Below are 14,574 nucleotides of genomic sequence, written 5' to 3' on the forward strand. Positions count from 1 at the left end.
CATGGTATTCGCACGCAAGGTCTGGAAGCTGCTCGTCGGGATCAAGGACGGGCTGGTGCTCATCTTCATGCTGCTGTTCTTCGCGCTGCTTTACGCGGTGCTGACGATGCGGCCGAGTGCGGAGGCGGTCAGGGACGGCGCGCTGTTCCTGCAGCTCGACGGCGTGGTGGTCGAAGAACCTTCGCCGATCGACCCGTTCGAGGCGATTTTCGCGCCCGGCGAACTGGTCACCGAATATCGCGCGCGCGATCTCGTGGCCTCGATCGAGGATGCGGCCGAGGACGACCGGATCAAGGCCGTGGTGCTCGACCTGTCGCGCTTCCTCGGCGGCGGCTTCGTCCACATGCAGGAAATCGGCGCGGCGCTCGAAGCGGCGAGTGAAGCCGGCAAGCCGGTCTACGTCCATTCGCTGTTCTATACCGACGATTCGATGCTGCTCGCCGCCCATGCCGACGAGGTCTGGCTCGATCCGCTGGGGGCGGCGCTGATCGCCGGGCCGGGGGGCGAGGGGCTCTATTTCGGTGGGTTGCTAGACCGCTTGAACATCAATGTGCGCGTCTACAAGGTCGGGACGTTCAAGGACGCGGTCGAACCCTTTTCGCAGCAGCGCGCCTCGCCCGAAAGCCTCGCCGCGCGCCAAGCGCTCTACGACGATCTCTGGGAGCTCTACCGCCAGGAGGTCGTCCGCGCGCGGCCCGACATGCAGATCGAACGCATCACTTCCGCCCCGGCCGAGTGGATCGAGGGTGCCAATGGCGACACCGCGCAGGCCGCGCTCGACGCCGGCCTCGTCGACAAGCTCGGCAGCTGGGAGGAATTCGGCGAATATATAGCCGATAAGGTCGGCGAATCGCGCTGGGACGAGAGCGCGGGGGCCTTTGCCCATACCGATTTCGATACCTACGATGCCAATCGCTCGGTAGACGAGCCCGGTAGACCGATCGCGGTGGTCACGGTCGCCGGGGAAATCGTCGACGGCGATGCCGGACCCGGCACCGCCGGGGGCGACCGGATTGCCGACCTGATCGACGAGGCAGCGACCGACGACGATCTCGCCGCGCTGGTGCTGCGGGTCGATTCGCCCGGCGGGTCGGTGACCGCGTCGGATGCGATCCGGCGCGCGCTGTTGCGGGTGAAGGCGAAGGACATCCCGATCGTGGTATCGATGGCCAACGTCGCCGCCTCGGGCGGTTACTGGGTATCGACCCCGGCCGATCGCATCTTCGCCGAGCCGGGGACCATCACCGGCTCAATCGGGATCTTCGGCATCATTCCCACCTTCGAGGATTTCCTCGCCGATTACGACGTCTACACCGATGGCGTGCGCACTACGCCGCTCTCGGGCCAGCCCGATCCGATCGCAGGGTTCACGCCCGAAATCGATCGCATCATCCAGGCCAATATCGAGGCCGGCTATGCCCGCTTCGTCGGTATCGTGGCGGAGAACCGCGGCTGGGACCCGGCGCGGGTCGACACGGTCGGCCAAGGCAGGGTCTGGTCCGGCGTCGCTGCGCGACAGAACGGGTTGGTCGATGCGATGGGCGGGCTCAACACCGCGCTGGCCTATGCCGCCGAAGCCGCCGAGCTCGGCGAGGGCGAATGGCATGCCCGCTATCTCGGCACCGAGCGCCAGCAATTCGGGACGCTGATCGAACAGCTGACCCGTGACGAGCGGGGGACCGATGCCGTCGCGCGCGACGTGATCTCCTACGCTGCGCAGCGTCGCAAGCTGGCCCTCCAGCTCGCCTCTGTGCGGATGGAGCGGCTGGTAGGCGGGGCGGCAGGGATGCAGGCGCTGTGCCTCGAATGCGAGGCCGGCGTGGCCGCACGCCCGATCGCCGACGAAGGCGGGTTCTGGACCCGGCTGGCAAGCTATCTGCGCTAGCGCGCGGAAGCCGGTTCAGTCGGGCGGCAGGATTTCGGGGCCGGTGTAATCGGGATTGTCGGTATCGGGCTGGAGCGGCTCGATCTCGTGCGGGATGCGATCCGGCGGTGCTTCGTGCGGGGTTTCCGGCGGCGGGGTTTCGTTCGGAGCCTGGTCCGGGCGCGCCGGTGTTTCTTCGGGTGTTGGATCGGGTGGGATACTGGCCATGGCGGCGTCTCCTTTTCAATCGCTCAAACGGCTCGATCATCCGCCGTGTTCCCGGCGCGTGCCCGCGCTCCCCGCTTGCCCTTTACCGCCCCTTCCGTTAGGGGGCGCGGCTTATATCCGGCTCGGTCTGTTTTTGCGGGCGTGGCGGAACTGGTAGACGCGCTGGTTTTAGGTACCAGTATCGAAAGATGTGGGGGTTCGAGTCCCTTCGCCCGCACCAGTGCCGCCATGGATTTCCGCTGCGCAGGACCCGGGCAGATCACCCGCATCCATGCGAACTTTGAAGATTGAAGGCAGTTACCTGATGCAAATCGTCGAAACGACCAATGAAGGCCTCAAGCGCGCTTACGCGATCACCATTCCCGCCGATGCGATCGAGAGCCGCATCGATGCCGAAGTCAAGGCGATTGCGCCGCAGGTGAAGATGCCCGGCTTCCGCCCCGGCAAGGTGCCGGCCAACCTCGTCCGCAAGATGCACGGCGATGCGCTCCATGGCGACGCGCTAAACAAGGCGGTGCGCGAAGCGGTCGATTCGGTCATCAGCGGCAAGCAGCTGCGCCCGGCGATGCAGCCCAAGGTCGATTTCGACGAGAGTTACGAGCAGGGCAAGGACGCCCAGCTCACCGTCGAAGTCGAGGTCCTGCCCGAAATCGACACGCCCAAGGTCGAGGGCCTCAAGCTCGACAGGCTGATCGTGCCGGTGAGCGACGAAGAGGTGATGGAAGAACTGAACCGCATCGCCTCGGGCCAGAAGCGTTACAAGGATGCCGCCAAGAGCCGGAAGGCCAAGGAAGGCGACCAGGTCGTGATTGACTTCGTCGGCAAGATCGACGGCGAAGCGTTCGAAGGCGGGGCCGCCGAGGGCGCGCCGCTGGTGATCGGTTCGGGCACGTTCATCCCCGGCTTCGAAGACCAGCTGACCGGCGTGAAGGCCGGCGACGAAAAGACCGTCAAGGTCACCTTCCCGAAGGATTACCAGGCCGATCACCTTGCCGGTAAGGACGCCGAATTCGACGTCACCGTGCAGGCGGTCAAGGTCGAGGACGAAGGCGAGCTCGACGATGATTTCGCCAAGTCGATGGGTCTCGAAAGCCTCCAGCAGCTCAAGGACCTGATCAAGGGCCAGCTCGAGCAGCGGCACGCCGGCCTCACGCGTACCGCGATGAAGCGCGGCCTGCTCGACAAGCTTGCCGGCGACCACGATTTCGACGTGCCGCAGGGCATGGTCGACGCCGAGTTCGACCAGATCTGGGCCCAGCTCCAGCAGGAAGCGCAGAAGGAAGAAGACCCGGCCGCCGCGATGAAGGAAATCGAGGCCGAGAAGGACGATTACCGTCACATCGCCGAACGCCGCGTTCGCCTCGGCCTGCTGCTGTCCGAAATCGGGCAGGCCAACGGCGTCGAGGTGACCAACCAGGAAATGCAGATGCTGATCCAGCAGGCGGCCCAGCAATACCGCCAGGAAGATCGCCAGCGTTTCGTCGAATACATCCAGCAGGAGCCGATGGCCGCCGCCCAGCTGCGCGCCCCGCTCTATGAGGACAAGGTCGTCGACTTCCTGTTCGACAAGGCCGACGTGACCGAGAAGGAAGTCACCCGCGAGGAACTCGAAGCCGCAATCGAGGCGGACGAGGAAGCCGAGGCGGAAAAGGCCAAGAAGGCGCCCAAGAAGAAGGCCGCCAAGAAGGCTCCGGCGAAGAAGGCGGCTGCCAAGAAGGATACCAAGAAGGACGGGGACGAAAAGAAGGCCCCGGCCAAGAAGGCTGCTGCGAAGAAAGCTCCGGCGAAGAAGTCCGCCGTCAAGAAGGACGGCGACAAGAAGCCGGCCGCCAAGAAGGCCCCGGCCAAGAAAGACGCGGCCAAGAAAGCCGCGGCCAAGAAGGCTCCCGCCAAGAAGAAGTAAGGCGGCTTTGCCACGAACAACGGATGGCCGGGCTCGCGATGGCGGGCCCGGCCGTTTTCATGTCCCGATCAATCCTCGTCGGACTTGCCGGCCCGGTCGTATTCGTTCTGCAGCCGCGCGACCGCGACCTGTTCGTTGAGGTAGTTGACCTCGCCCTGCGACAGCTCGCGCGCCAGCGCCGAGGCATCGAAGCCGAAGATCATCCCCAGCAGCTCGACCAGCATGTTCCAGAGCTCGTCGATCAGCTGCTCGATCTTGGTCCACCATTTCGGAGGCTTCCCGCCGTTGAACAGGCCGAGGATCCATCCGATCAGCTTCTTGATCTCGGTAAGGTACTTGGAAATCCAGGTGAGGATGCCCTTGCCGACGCGGCCCGAGCGAAGCTGCTGGACCGCGAGCTTCTCGCCCGATCGCGCCATCTCTGTCGCATCGGTCATCGCGAGAAATTCGTTCAGGACGACTCGGTCCTGCGCGTTGAGGCGGCTGAAATTTTCCTTCGTGAAACCTCGGACCTTCGCGAAATTGCGCTCCACGAGCATGGCATTGTGGCCGATCACGACGCTTTCGTCGCCGTCGCCGCCCGCCTTGGTCGCAGCCTTGCCGATATTCGAAGCAAACGAGATCACCGCGCTCATGAATGCGTCCAGCTCGCGCCCGTCGTCCGCGCCCTCGCTCGGCGTCGGTGTTGGTTTGTCCGGCATGTTACTTCCCCCTATGCGGCCTTGCCTGGCCCGACCGCCGTTCGATCGGGCGAAGGGGAGCCTACCCGCGGCGACATGCTAATGGCGCGGAGACAGATCCGGATCGGAGGTTTCTTCCGGCAGGGGCGGGCCTATTCGGCCGGTGCCCAGCGCTCGAAGGTGGGTTCGGCAAGCTCGGCGGTGCGCGCCTGTTCGTAAGCGTAACCGGCGTTGAGCACGTCGTGATCGGCCCATTGCGCGCCGATGATCGAAAGCCCGACGGGCAAGCCCTCGACATGCCCCATCGGCACGGTGAGGTGGGGATAGCCGGCGATCGCCGCAGGGGCGCCGAAACCGATGCTGCCGTTGAAATTGTCGCCCAGAACGAGGTCGCTCATCCACGCCGGGCCACGGGTGGGCGCAACCAGGAACCGGACGTCATGTTCGGCAAGCAGGGCGTCGATGGTTTCCTTCCCCGCGATCCGCACGGCATTTTCGCGCGCCTTCTCGTAGGCCTCGAGATCGGTCGTGCGCTCGGCGAGTTCGAACAGGTCCTGCCCGAACCAGCGGAGCTCGGTCCCCGCATTGAGTTCGTTGAAGGCGATCAGGTCGGCGAGGCTGCGCGGCAGGTTCTCGCCCGGCAGGGATGCAAGATATTTGCCCATCTGCTCGCGCAGCTCGAACATCAGCACGGTGAAGCTGTCACGATACATCTCGCCGTTGGGTTGGAACTCGATATCGACCAGCACCGCGCCCGCGCGCTCGAGATCCTCGAGCGCGGTACCGAACACCGTCTCGACGTCGGCGCGATCGCCGATCTGGTTGCGCATCACGCCGATTCGGACGCCCTGAAGCGAATCGCGCGACAGGCCCTGGGTGTAGTCGACGCGGCGATTGGGCACATCGAGCGTCGCCGGGTCAGCCGGGTCCGCGCCCACAATTGCGCCCAGCAGCAACGCGGCATCCCAAACGCGGCGCGTCATCGGCCCCGCGGTGTCCTGCGTGGAAGAGATCGGCACCACGTGGGTGCGGCTGACGAGGCCGACACTGGGCTTGAAGCCGACCACGCCGTTGATGCTGGCGGGGCAGGTGATCGATCCGTTGGTTTCTGTCCCGATCGCGCCCCAGGCGAAGCCCGCCGCCACTGCAGCGCCGCTGCCCGAGGACGAGCCACAGGCATTGCGATCCACCGCGAAGGGATTGCGCACGAGCCCGCCCACCGCGCTCCACCCGCTGGTCGAATCGCGGTCGCGGATATTGGCCCATTCGGACAGGTTGGTCTTGCCCAGCACGACCCCGCCATGGGCGCGGAGACTGGCCACCAGCGGCGCGTCGCGTCCGGTCGCGTTGCGCGCCAGCGCGAGGCTTCCGGCGGTGGTGGGCCATTCGCGGGTCTCGATATTGTCCTTGATCAGCACGGTGCGCCCACCGAGCAGCGAGCCGTCGTCCGACAGCGGCGCGGCCTTCGTCGCGGCATCGGGATCGTAGACGATCACCGCATTGAGTTGTGGTCCGGAATCGTCGTAGCGCTCGATAGCGGCGATGTTGCGCGCGGCGAAATCCGCCCAAGCCGGCACGCCGGGCTGGCGCGGGGAAGGCGGGGTCTCGGCCTGTTCCGCCGGCACCCGGTCGATCTGCGTGTCGGGTAGGGCGCGGTCCTGCGCATTGCCGGCGGCGGGGAGGGCGAGGGCGGCGAGTGCCAGGCCTAGGGCGGTTTTGCTCATGTCCGCACCGTCCCGCTTTGCCGCGCCTGTGTCAACGCAGGTAAACGCCCTTGAACTCTCGGCGTCGAGCGACGACATAGCCCGCAACGTTTTTTGACAAGGACCACCCATGATCGATCTTTCCGGCGCACTCGGCGAAACCCACGGCACGCAGGGCCAGTTCACCCGCGATCCGCTGACCGGCGCGCTGGTCCCGGTGGTGGTCGAACAGACCAGTCGCGGCGAGCGCAGCTTCGACATCTTCAGCCGCCTGCTGCGCGAACGCATCGTGTTCGTCACCGGCCAGGTGGAAGACGGCATGGCCTCGCTGATCATCGCGCAGCTGCTGTTTCTCGAAAGCGAGAACCCCTCCAAGCCGATCAGCATGTACATCAACTCGCCCGGCGGGGTGGTGACGGCCGGGATGGGGATCCACGACACGATGCAATACATCAAGCCGCGCGTCTCGACCGTCTGCGTCGGCCAGGCCGCCTCGATGGGCAGTTTCCTGCTGGCGGCGGGCGAGCCGGGCATGCGCATCGCGCTCCCGAATGCGCGGATCATGGTCCACCAGCCCTCGGGCGGCGCGCGCGGGATGGCCTCGGACATCGAGATCCAGGCGCGCGAAATCCTCCGGATCCGCACCCGGATGAACGAACTCTACGTCAAGTATACCGGCCAGAGCCTCGAGGACATCGAGAAGGCGATGGATCGCGACACCTTCCTCGAAGCCGACGAAGCGATGAAGTTCGGGATCGTCGACAAGGTCTTCGAGACCCGTCCGGAAAGCGAAGACGGCGACGACAAGGACAAGAAGGACTGACGCTCGACGCGTCGCAGCTGCCGGGCCGCCTCGCGCAAAAGAGTGTTGCCCCGCTTCATCGAATGGCAAGGCTTTTGCCCCTATAAGGGGGGCGAAGCATTGATAATCGGGCCATTGCGCCCTAATTCCTTTCGTTCCGCGCCGCTGCCCGGCGCGGTCGAGGGACGTGACAGGATATGACCAAATTGAGCGGAACCGATAGCAAATCGACCCTCTACTGCAGTTTCTGCGGGAAGTCCCAGCATGAGGTGAAGAAGCTCATCGCTGGTCCGACGGTGTTCATCTGCGACGAGTGCGTCGAGCTGTGCAACGACATCATCCGCGAGGAAACCAAGGCCGGGCTCACCGGCAAGAAGGAAGGCGGCGTTCCCGCCCCAATCGAGATCTTCGAGACGCTGAACGATTACGTGATCGGGCAGGACCGCGCGAAACGCGTGCTCTCGGTCGCGGTGCACAATCACTACAAGCGCCTGAAGCACGGCGGCAAGGCTGGCGACGTCGAACTCGCCAAGTCGAACATCCTGCTCGTCGGCCCGACCGGCTGCGGCAAGACGTTGCTGGCGCAGACGCTGGCGCGCACCTTCGACGTGCCCTTCACCATGGCCGACGCGACCACGCTGACCGAAGCCGGTTACGTGGGCGAGGACGTCGAGAACATCATTTTGAAGCTGCTCCAGGCCTCCGACTACAATGTCGAGAAGGCCCAGCACGGGATCGTCTATATCGACGAGATCGACAAGATCACGCGCAAGGCGGAAAACCCCTCGATCACCCGCGACGTTTCGGGCGAGGGCGTCCAGCAGGCGCTGCTCAAGCTGATGGAAGGCACCACTGCCAGCGTTCCCCCGCAGGGCGGACGCAAGCACCCGCAGCAGGAATTCCTCCAGGTCGACACGACCAACATCCTGTTCATCTGCGGCGGTGCGTTCGCGGGGCTGGACAAGATCATCTCGGACCGCCTGCAGAAGCGTTCGATCGGTTTCGGCGCGCATGTCGCCGATCCGGACAAGCGCCGCATCGGCGAACTGCTCGGCAAGACCGAGCCGGAAGACCTCCTGAAGTTCGGCCTGATCCCCGAATTCGTCGGCCGCCTGCCGGTGATCGCGACGCTGCACGACCTAGATGTCGATGCACTGGTCACGATCCTCAAGGAGCCGAAGAACGCGCTGGTCAAGCAGTACGGCAAGCTGTTCGAGCTCGAGGATACCGAGCTCACCTTCACCGACGACGCGCTCGAGGCGATCGCCCAGAAGGCGATCGAACGGAAGACCGGCGCGCGCGGCCTTCGCTCGATCGTCGAGGCGATCCTGCTCGACACGATGTTCGACCTGCCGAGCGACGACAATGTCGGCGAAGTGGTAATCGACAAGGACGTGGTCGAAGGTCGCAAGGACCCGGTCAAGGTGGTCAAGGGCAAGGAAGAGGCGGCCTAGGCGCTTTCCCAGCAACCGAAACAAATGACCCCGCCCGACGCCGAGTCGGGCGGGGTTTTTGCTGCGCGACTCCCGGAGGAGCTAGGCGCCGCGCAGGCGCCGGGCCAGGGGGATCAGCCCGGAAGAAAGACGCCGTCGGTGACGTGGATCACGCCGTTCGAGACGTCGACATCGGCCTTGGTGACCGTGCTGGTGCGACCCGCCGCGTCGGTGATCGCGATGGTGTCGCCAGCAAGGCGCGCGGTGAGCTTTCCGCCCGCAATCGTGTTGATCGTCGCGCTACCGCCATTGCGTTCGATCAGCGCGACCAGGTCGGCACTGGTCACTTCACCGGCGACCGCGTGATAGGTCAGGATGCTGGTCAGCGTGGCCTTGTTTTCGGGCTTCACCAGCGTGGCGACGGTGCCGTCGGGCAGCTTGGCGAAAGCGGCATCGGTCGGGGCGAAGATCGTGAACGGCCCTTCGCTCGAGAGGGTTTCGACCAGGCCCGCGGCCTTGACCGCGGCGACCAGCGTCTCGTGCATGCCGGTCCCCATCGCGGCTTCGACGATGGTCGGCTGGCTCGCGGCGGCGGCTTCCTTGTGATGGTCGTAGGCCATGCCGGGGGTCGCACCGGCGAGGGCCACGCCGGTGGTCGCGGCGATCGCGCAAAGCGAGACGGCCTTCAGCTTGTTCAACTTGGGCATCGGTAACTCCTTGGATTGCAAGTTTCCCGTCCTGCGGGAGGAGCTACGCGACCGGTCGCGCGACTTATGCGTCGGCGTCCGGAAAAAAATCAGGTGGCGGCGAATTCGCCGCTCGCGACCACCGGTCCGGCGTCGGCCTCGGCCGGCTTGCCGCCGAGCGGCTCGCGGGTCAGCAGCAATTGCGAACCGTCGGCGATATTGCGCGCGATGTCGGGAGACAGGGTCACGCGCATCCGCTGTCCCGGCGCGACCACGCCGAGCGACTGCAACTCGCCTTCGGGGGGAACGAGCCACAATTCGTGATCGTGCACGCCGTCCGCGGTAAGCCCGTCGGCCGCGAGGATCAGGTCGCTGCTGCCGGGCAGGTAGGTCACGCCAAGCCGCAGCTGGGTCTCCCCGATCGGCAGCGAGGCCATCAGCGGCGCCCCGGCCTGCACGGGCGGATCGGGATCGACCGGGGGCGGGGCGAGGCGGGTGGTGGCGAGGAAGGCGAGCGCAAGCGCAGCGGCAGCCGAGGTCAGCCCCGCGGTCCAGCGCCAGCGCCGTTCGCGGGTGCGGAGCCGGACGATCTCGGCCGAGGCGGGCGTACCGCCTTCCACCCTAGCGAAGGCGAGGATGCGCGCGGTCAGGTCCTCGCCCGGCTCGACGCCGCCGAGCTCGTCGAGCAGCGGCGCGAGGCGTGCGTTCCACCACTCGACCCGTTCGGCGAAAACCGCATCACGGGCGACCCGCGACCGCGCGGCGAGCGTTTCCTCCGCTCCCAGCAGGCCGAGCGCGTATTCGGCGGCGAACATGTCGCTGTCGTCGTCGAGGCGGTGAATCTCGCTCATTCGCCATCCTCCATGCAATCGCGCAGGCGCATCAACCCGCGGCGGATCCGGCTCCTCATCGTCCCCGGGGGGACGTTTTCCGCTCGCGCGATCTCGTCATAGGTGCGCCCCCCGAAGAAAGCATCGCGGATCGGGCGGCGCTGGTTTTCCGACAGCGTTTCGATGCAGCCATGTACGCGCGCATCGCGCTCGCCATCTATCAATTGTTCGTCGGCGAGCGGGACGCCGTCGGGGAGCATGTCGGCTTCCCCGATCGGCGCGGCATTGGCACGGACGCCGCCCTTGCGCGCCCGATCGATCGCGCGGTTGCGCGCGAGCGTGGCGAGCCAGCTGATTGGGCTCGCCCGCTCGGGATCGTAGCGATCCGCGCTCTTCAAAAGTGTGGCGTATACGTCCTGCAAGGCATCTTCCGCTTCGCTTCGGTCCCGCAAGATACGGAGGCATATGCCGAATAGCTTCACCTTGGTGGCTTCGTAGACTTCGGGAAAGGCGGCGCGATCTCCCGCGCCAAGACGCTTCATCAACGACTTGAGACGTTTCCGGGCATGTTCGCTCGCCTGTGCCATTACTGGAGGGATGTCGCGAACCAGGCACGAGGTCAATGACGCGATGGAACGATCGAACAGCCGCCGGGCGGGTAGCGTGGCAAAAATGCCGCAATGCAGCATAATTTACACCAGTGTTAAAAGGACGTGTCTCCGAACTGTTCGCTAACAATTGTGGAGATGAAATTTCCGAAGGCCAGAAGGCGAGTGGCGCGCAGAAAATTTCACGGCGCTCCGAACCGTGCACATTCGTCGGACACTTGTCATGAAACCGTCATCCCGGGGGTGTTTTCGGAACCCGTCGTGTTCACTAAAGAGAACATTGTACCGGTCTTGGGACGAATCATTGCCGGTGCGGGATCGACACGTTTTCAGGATCGCAATTTTTCCGAACCGTCCCGGTTTCGGAGCATCAAGACGGGGTTAAAACTCATGCATCTCAAACATTTCCTCGCCGCGAGCGTCGCCAGCATCGGCATCGCCACGCTGGCCGCAGCGCCGGCCGCCGCGCAGCAGATCACTTCGGGTATCGAAGGTACGGTCGAAGGCGCCGACGGCGTCGCGATCCCCGGCGCGACCGTGGTCATCCGCGACACGCGCACCGGCCGCACGCAGACCTCGACCACCGGCAATGACGGTCGCTTCCGCGCCGAATCGCTGACCGCCGGCGGTCCGTACACGATCACTGCGACCGCACCGGGCTTCGAAGGCCAGACCGTCGAGGGCGTGTTCATCACTATCCAGGGCAACACCTCCCTTAGCTTCGAACTGGCCGAACAGGTCGGCGCGACCGCCGCGAACACCATCGTCGTGAGCGCGAGCCGCGTGAACCTGACCCAGCTCGCGGTCGGTCCGTCTTCCGCCTTCGGCGAAGCGACGATCGAGTCCTTCCCGTCGATCAGCCGCGACGTCCGCGACATCATCCGCCTCGACCCGCGTGTCAGCCTCGAGCGCGACAATGAAGTCGATCGCATCTCCTGCCTCGGTGGCAACGATCGCACCAACACCTTCACCGTCGACGGCATCGTCCAGGCCGACGTGTTTGGCCTCAACGGCACGCCCTTCGCCGCGCGCAACTCGCTGCCGCTTCCCTATGACGTGGTGCGCGAGACCTCGGTCGAATTCGCGCCGTTCGACGTCGAATATTCGGACTTCACCGGCTGTCTCGTCAACGTCGTGACCAAGTCGGGCACCAACGAGTTCCACGGCTCGGCCTTCTACACCTATTACGACGACAGCATGCTGGCCGACGATCTCAACGGCCGTCCGCTCAGCTCGGGCAGCGAGAAGCGCTGGGGCGCGACGCTCGGCGGTCCGATCATTCCCGATCGCCTCTTCTTCCAGTTCGGCTACGAGCAGACCGACCTCGGCGACGCCAATGACGAAGGTCCGCGCGGCGGCGGCTTCGCCAATGAAGTTAACGCGATCACGCAGTCCGACTTCGATCGCTTCGCGCAGATCGCGCGCGACGTCTACGGCCAGGATATCGGCGGCTACCCGCGCACCCTGCCCGAATCGAACGAGCGTTACTTCGGTCGCATCGACTGGCTGCTGTCGGACGATCACCGTCTCGAACTCAGCTACCAGCGTCTCGAGGAAAGCAATGTCGAACCCGATTTCGGCGGCGGCCAGCTCGGCGGCCTGAACTCCTTCGAGGAAGAGGGCACGGTCTCGAACTACTACTCGGCTCGCGTCTATTCGGACTGGAGCGACCGCTTCAGCACCGAACTGCGCATGTCGCTGTCGGACGTGAACGACGTCCAGGGCCCGTTCGGCTTCGGCGAAGCCCAGTCGGAAAATCCGACCGTCCGCCTGCAGGTCGGTACCCGCCAGCAGCGTGTCGATTCGAACGGCAACCTCGTGTTCGATAGCGCCAACAACCCGGTTTACGATTACGGCGCGCTTTCCACCGGCCCCGGCATCTTCCGTTCGGCCAACGCGCTGACCAACGAAGTTTTCCAGGCCAAGCTGCTCGGCAAGCTCGATCTCGACGACCACCAGGTCAAGATCGGTGCCGAAATGAACTCGCTCGAAGTCTACAACCTGTTCGCTATCAACGCGACGGGCACGCTGTACTTCGCCAACCTCGACGATTTCGAGGACGGCATCCTGAGCAACGGCTTCGACTTCTTCCCGAGCAATCAGGAAATCTTCGAAGGCACCGCCTACGGCGCAGACATCAACGCCACGCCGACCGGCGACATCAACGAAGCTGCGGCCACCTTCACCCGCAACATCTATTCGGTGTACGCGCAGGACGAATGGCAGGCGACCGACCAGCTGAGCCTCATCGGCGGCGTGCGTCTCCAGTTCTTCTCCGGCGATGCGCCGCGGGCGAACCCGAACTTCTTCAATCGCTACGGCTTCACCAATGCGAACGGCTTCGGCCAGATCGACCCGGTGGTCCTGCCGCGCCTCGGTTTCACCTACGAGTTCTTCAACGACGGCATGCTCGCGGATACCCGCGTCACGGGCGGCGTCGGAGTGTTCTCGGGCGGTGACCCGGTGGTCTATTACTCGAACGCGTTCTCGAACAACGGTTACTCGAGCGCGCTCGGGACCTCGGTGTTCTGTGCCACCACGCCGACCGACGTCGTGCAGAACGGCTCGTTCACGGGCTTCCCGCAGTGCGTGACCGACTCGGGCTCGGCCTCGGCCGCGGCCGGCCTCGCCGACACGCAGTCGACCGATCCGAATTTCGACGTGCCCACCGTGACGCGTGCGAATATCGGAATTCAGACCGACCTCAACTTCACCGAAACCGGCTTCTTCAGCGACTGGCAGGTGAACCTCGACTACATCTACAGCCGGTTCAACAACACGCTGAACTTCGTCGACCTGTCGCAGACGCCGAACCCGTCGCAGGGCAATGGCGGCTTCATGGTCGACGGTCGTCCGATCTACGACGCCATCGACCCGAGCAATGCGGGCTGTAACGCCGTACTTCAGGGCACCGGCGGCACGCCCCCGGTCTATACCGGGGTGACCGCTCCGTGCTTCGCGACCGGTCGCGACGACGAGATCCAGCTCACCAACGGCCCGGGTTACGACAGCCATGTCGCCTCGTTCCTGCTGACCAAGCGGTTCGATCGCGGCATCTTCACCGATGGCGGCGGTATCGCGTTCCGCGCGGGCTACACGTTCATCGACTCGAAGAACAATCGCAACGTCGGCTCGTCGACCGCGACCTCGTCCTACGACGTGACTGCGGCGTTCGATCGCCAGAACCCGGCAGTGTCGACCTCGAACTACGAGACCCGTCACAACTTCGTCGTGGCGACGAGCTTCCGCGAGCAGTTCTTCGGTGAGTTCGACACCCGTCTGGGCGTGTTCTTCCGCGCCAGCGAAGGTCGCCCGTACAGCCTCGTGTTCTCGAACGGCGGTGTCTTCAACGACAGCTCGTCGGGCAGCTTCAACGCGCTGCTCTACGTCCCGTCGGGCCCCAACGATCCGAACGTCGCGCCGGCCAGCCAGGCCAATGCGCAGGCGGTCCTCGACTACGTCAGCACGCTGGAAGATTGCGAGTTCACGCCCGGTCAGTCGATCGAGCGCAACACCTGCCGCAATCCGTGGTCGTACGACCTCGACCTGCGCTTCAGCCAGGAAATCCCGGGTCCGGGCAGCCTGTTCGGTGTCGTCGAAGACGAGATCGAGCTGTTCGTCGACTTCGACAATTTCCTGAACCTGATCGACGGTGGCGCGAACATCCGTCGCTTCACCGGCGATGTCGGCGTGGCGAATGCGGGTTACGATTCGCAGGGTCGCTACGTGATCGGCCCGGTCCGGGCGGCGGACTACGCCAACCAGGACGATTACTACAACATCGCCACCTCGGCCTCGGCCTGGAAGATCCAGGTCGGCGCGCGGTACGAGTTCTGA

Annotated in this window: 11 protein-coding genes and 1 tRNA gene; 6 read left to right on the forward strand and 6 right to left on the reverse strand. The window is 64.9% G+C overall.

Annotated elements, in window-relative coordinates:
• Window position 1 precedes the first annotated feature (1 nt).
• Complete coding sequence (gene sppA, locus T8S45_RS00625; protein WP_322294285.1) at window positions 2-1,885, forward strand: signal peptide peptidase SppA; 1,884 nt, start codon at window positions 2-4, stop codon at window positions 1,883-1,885.
• Window positions 1,886-1,900: 15 nt separating this feature from the next.
• Here sppA and T8S45_RS00630 read toward each other — a convergent pair whose 3' ends face one another.
• A complete protein-coding gene (locus tag T8S45_RS00630) occupies window positions 1,901-2,092 on the reverse strand; it encodes a hypothetical protein (protein ID WP_188641189.1) in 192 nt (63 codons plus the stop codon).
• A 135-nt stretch (window positions 2,093-2,227) separates the two neighbouring features.
• Here T8S45_RS00630 and T8S45_RS00635 point away from each other — a divergent pair.
• A tRNA-Leu gene (locus tag T8S45_RS00635) sits at window positions 2,228-2,312 on the forward strand.
• An 84-nt stretch (window positions 2,313-2,396) separates the two neighbouring features.
• Window positions 2,397-3,995 carry a trigger factor gene (gene tig / locus T8S45_RS00640; RefSeq protein WP_322294286.1) on the forward strand — a complete coding sequence of 533 codons (1,599 nt, stop codon included), beginning with the start codon at window positions 2,397-2,399 and terminating at the stop codon, window positions 3,993-3,995.
• A gap of 68 nt (window positions 3,996-4,063) precedes the next feature.
• Here the strand turns inward: tig and T8S45_RS00645 are convergent, their stop codons facing one another.
• Complete coding sequence (locus T8S45_RS00645; protein ID WP_322294287.1) at window positions 4,064-4,696, reverse strand: hypothetical protein; 633 nt, start codon at window positions 4,694-4,696, stop codon at window positions 4,064-4,066.
• Between the two features lie 131 nt (window positions 4,697-4,827).
• Window positions 4,828-6,399, reverse strand: coding sequence for an amidase (locus tag T8S45_RS00650; RefSeq protein WP_322294288.1), 1,572 nt, complete (start codon window positions 6,397-6,399; stop codon window positions 4,828-4,830).
• A 109-nt stretch (window positions 6,400-6,508) separates the two neighbouring features.
• Between T8S45_RS00650 and T8S45_RS00655 the strand changes: the two genes are divergently transcribed.
• Together T8S45_RS00655 and clpX are read left to right on the forward strand one after the other, a co-directional pair.
• Window positions 6,509-7,201, forward strand: a complete 693-nt coding sequence (locus T8S45_RS00655; RefSeq protein ID WP_188641193.1) for an ATP-dependent Clp protease proteolytic subunit — start codon at window positions 6,509-6,511, stop codon at window positions 7,199-7,201.
• 176 nt (window positions 7,202-7,377) lie between these two features.
• Window positions 7,378-8,634 carry an ATP-dependent Clp protease ATP-binding subunit ClpX gene (gene clpX / locus T8S45_RS00660; protein WP_322294289.1) on the forward strand — a complete coding sequence of 419 codons (1,257 nt, stop codon included), beginning with the start codon at window positions 7,378-7,380 and terminating at the stop codon, window positions 8,632-8,634.
• A 113-nt stretch (window positions 8,635-8,747) separates the two neighbouring features.
• Here clpX and T8S45_RS00665 read toward each other — a convergent pair whose 3' ends face one another.
• The 3 genes from T8S45_RS00665 to T8S45_RS00675 form a co-directional block, all read right to left on the reverse strand.
• Window positions 8,748-9,320 (reverse strand): fasciclin domain-containing protein, encoded by a 573-nt coding sequence (locus T8S45_RS00665; RefSeq protein ID WP_322294290.1) that lies wholly within the window; start codon window positions 9,318-9,320, stop codon window positions 8,748-8,750.
• 89 nt (window positions 9,321-9,409) lie between these two features.
• A complete protein-coding gene (locus T8S45_RS00670; protein ID WP_188641196.1) occupies window positions 9,410-10,150 on the reverse strand; it encodes an anti-sigma factor in 741 nt (246 codons plus the stop codon).
• Window positions 10,147-10,716, reverse strand: coding sequence for a sigma-70 family RNA polymerase sigma factor (locus T8S45_RS00675; protein ID WP_188641197.1), 570 nt, complete (start codon window positions 10,714-10,716; stop codon window positions 10,147-10,149). The genes T8S45_RS00670 and T8S45_RS00675 overlap by 4 nt, the downstream gene beginning before the upstream one ends.
• Before the next feature lie 411 nt (window positions 10,717-11,127).
• Here T8S45_RS00675 and T8S45_RS00680 point away from each other — a divergent pair, with 411 nt between their 5' ends.
• Window positions 11,128-14,574 carry a TonB-dependent receptor gene (locus T8S45_RS00680; RefSeq protein ID WP_322294291.1) on the forward strand — a complete coding sequence of 1,149 codons (3,447 nt, stop codon included), beginning with the start codon at window positions 11,128-11,130 and terminating at the stop codon, window positions 14,572-14,574.

It is taken from the genome of Pseudoblastomonas marina, from assembly GCF_034374265.1.
Classification (GTDB): domain Bacteria; phylum Pseudomonadota; class Alphaproteobacteria; order Sphingomonadales; family Sphingomonadaceae; genus Alteriqipengyuania_A; species Alteriqipengyuania_A marina.